At 45.1% G+C, this 2,626-nt stretch carries 3 protein-coding genes; all 3 read right to left on the bottom strand.

Features of this window, described 5'->3' with window-relative positions; translation table 11 throughout:
- Positions 1-1,482: F0F1 ATP synthase subunit alpha (gene atpA / locus A3739_RS16755; protein ID WP_068502138.1), on the bottom strand; the 1,482-nt coding region annotated here is incomplete at its 3' end.
- 31 nt (positions 1,483-1,513) lie between these two features.
- Entirely contained in the window at positions 1,514-2,050 is a 537-nt protein-coding gene (locus tag A3739_RS16750; RefSeq protein ID WP_068481440.1) for a F0F1 ATP synthase subunit delta, read from the bottom strand.
- Positions 2,051-2,066: 16 nt separating this feature from the next.
- Positions 2,067-2,537, bottom strand: a complete 471-nt coding sequence (locus A3739_RS16745; protein ID WP_068502135.1) for a F0F1 ATP synthase subunit B — start codon at positions 2,535-2,537, stop codon at positions 2,067-2,069.
- Between the last annotated feature and the right edge of the window lie 89 nt (positions 2,538-2,626).

Here is a 2,626-nt window from a genome sequence, read left to right as displayed (position 1 = left end):
GTTGTAGTCGCCTTTCTCATTGATCTTATTCATAAGATCAGCTTGTTCAGCGTTCATGTAAGAAAGCAATGCTTCTTCAAATGCTACAACTTTGTTCACTGGTACATCATCAAGGAAACCTTCATTGGCTGCGTAAAGTACAACACCCATTTCAGCAACGCTCTGCGGGCTATACTGCTTCTGCTTCATGAGCTCTGTTACACGTTGACCGTGCTCCAATTGCTTACGAGTTGCTTCGTCAAGGTCAGAAGCAAACTGAGCAAACGCTGCAAGCTCACGATATTGAGCAAGTGCTAGACGGACGTTACCGCCAAGTTTCTTAATAATTTTGGTCTGAGCTGCACCACCTACACGAGATACCGAAATACCTGCGTTCATCGCTGGACGAATACCAGCGTTAAATAGGTTAGTTTCTAGGAAGATCTGACCATCAGTGATCGAAATTACGTTAGTGGGTACGAATGCAGATACGTCACCACCTTGTGTTTCGATAACTGGTAGCGCTGTCAAAGAACCTGTTTGGCCTTTAACTTCACCATTAGTGAACTGCTCTACGTACTCTTCACTAACTCGCGATGCACGCTCTAGAAGACGTGAGTGCAAGTAGAATACGTCACCAGGATATGCTTCACGACCTGGTGGACGACGAAGAAGCAATGAAATTTGACGGTATGCCCAAGCTTGCTTAGTCAAATCATCAAATACGATCAATGCATCCTGACCACGGTCACGGAAGTATTCACCCATTGTAGTACCAGCGTATGGCGCTAAGAAAAGCATTGCTGCTGGATCTGCTGCACCCGCCGCAACGATGATGGTGTGATCCATTGCACCGTGCTCTTCAAGCTTACGTACTACTGCTGCGATAGAAGACTGCTTCTGACCAACCGCTACGTAGATGCACTTAACGCCTGTACCTTTTTGGTTGATGATTGCATCAATTGCAATCGCAGTTTTACCTGTTTGACGGTCACCGATAATCAACTCACGCTGACCACGACCGATTGGCACCATTGAGTCAATTGACTTAAGACCGATTTGAACTGGCTCGTCAACAGACTTACGCGCGATTACGCCTGGTGCAACGACTTCGATAGGAGCCGTCATGTTTGTTTCGATAGGACCTTTGCCATCGATTGGGTTACCAAGTGCGTCAACAACACGGCCGAGAAGCGCTTCACCGATTGGCACTTCCAAAATACGACCAGTACAACGTACTTTCTGACCTTCTGCTAGGCCATTGTAGTCACCTAATACAACGACACCTACAGAATCACGCTCAAGGTTAAGCGCCATACCGTAAACACCGTTTTCAAATTCAACCATCTCACCGTACATTACTTCGGCAAGACCATGAACTAGAACGATACCGTCAGATACGCTGACGATCGTGCCCTCGTTTTGGGCTTCAGAAGAAACATCGAGCTGCTCGATGCGCTTCTTAATGATTTCGCTGATTTCAGCTGGGTTTAGCTGTTGCATGCTTTTAAATCCTCAAATCTGAATCCGCTACCTAAGCACTTACTGCTTCTGCAAGTTTGGCTAATTTGCCTTTCACAGATGCATCAATAACTAGGTCGTTCGCGCGAATAATTGCGCCACCTAACAATGACTCATTGGTCGTTGTTGATAGGTTTACTTTACGATCTAGTTTCTTGCTCAATGCTTGTGCCAGCTTCTCTTGTTGTTCACTACCCAAGTCGTATGCACTTTCTACTTCTACGTCTACTGACTGCTCAAGTTGCGCTTTAAAAGCTTCGAATAACTCTGAAATCTCAGGCAACAATGCAATGCGATTGTTTTCTGATAATACGTGAATCAGGTTACGCGCTTCTTGATTCAAAGCATCGCCGCATACATCACAAAATGTATCGGCTTTCGCTTTGCTAGTTAGTGCAGGGTGATCGAGAACAACAACCATATTCTCTTCCTTCGCTACCGCAGAAGCTGCAGCTAGCATACTTGACCAAACGTCAAGGCTATCAGTTGCTTTTGCTGCTTCAAATGAAGCTTTAGCGTAAGGTCGGGCAATCGTGATTGACTCTGCCATCATCCACTCTCAATAGTTAAATTTCAGAGGCAAGCTGGTCTAGTAACGCGCTGTGCTTGCTTGCATCGATTTCTGCGCCAAGAATCTTCTCTGCACCTGCTAATGCAACTGCTGATACTTCTGCACGTAGTTCTTCACGTACACGATTCTTTTCTTGCTCAATTTCTGCTTGCGCTGCATTCAGAAGACGATCGCCTTCAGTTTTTGCAGTTTCTTTAGCCTCGTCAACGATTTGGCTAGCACGCTTGTTCGCTTGCTCAATAAGCTCAGCTGCTTTAGTTTTTGNTTCTTTCAATTCTTCATCTGCTTTTTGTTGAGCAAGTTCCAAATCTTTTGAAGCACGGTCAGCTGCAGCTAAACCATCGGAAATCTTCTTTTCACGCTCTTGCATGGCAGCCATGATTGGCGGCCATACATATTTCATGCAGAACAACACGAAAACAGCGAAGAAGATTATTTGTCCTATAAGTGTGTAATTAAGATTCACACCAATAACCTCGCTTTGTTGCCGGTTTACTTAGTCAGAAATACTTAAACCTTAATGGATTAAGCACCAACACCTGGAGCAACTACGAA

Source organism: Oleiphilus sp. HI0067 (assembly GCF_001635735.1).
This window is presented reverse-complemented; position numbering and strand designations above follow the sequence as displayed.

Coding starts and splice junctions, on each gene's coding strand:
- A3739_RS16750 (WP_068481440.1), bottom strand. CDS start 2,050: ATGGCAGAGTCAATCACGATTGCCCGACCTTACGCTAAAGCTTCATTT.